We start from the raw sequence: 459 nt of genomic DNA on the forward strand, positions 1-459 counted from the left end.
TTTTAATGGATCCAGAAAGCTATTTAAGAGGGCAAAGAAAATACCTTTCTAAGAACCAGTTTTTATCAGGAGATATTCTCAACAAGATAGAAGTAGTTCAACTATTAGTGGAGGAAAACAACCAAGAATATGATTGGAACCATGCTTTAGATTTGTTAGAATCTGTTCGCCCTCCAAGGATTCATCTGGCAGATATTGAGTTTAAAATAGGGTCACGTTGGATTCCTCAATCCGTTTATGGTAAATTTGCCTTTGAATGTTTTACCAATCATGAATTTGAATTGTCTTCGCCAGATGTTGAACAAGTCATTGAAGTGAATCCTGTCGATGGCCAGGTTCATTTAAGGACATCATTTGCTTATCGCTATCCAAGTGCTAAAGATAGTAGTCTTGGAGTTAGTGGGTCACGTTATGATACAGGAAGAAAGATTTTTGAGAATTTACTTAATTCGAACCAAC

The 459-nt window shown here is 36.2% G+C and carries 1 pseudogene; it reads left to right on the forward strand.

Annotation, left to right across the window (positions count from 1 at the left end):
- Nucleotides 1-459: pseudogene (locus CBI42_RS11315) on the forward strand (helicase); the annotation flags it as partial.

Origin of the sequence: Streptococcus sp. KR (genome assembly GCF_002238115.1) — a bacterium.
GTDB lineage: Bacteria > Bacillota > Bacilli > Lactobacillales > Streptococcaceae > Streptococcus.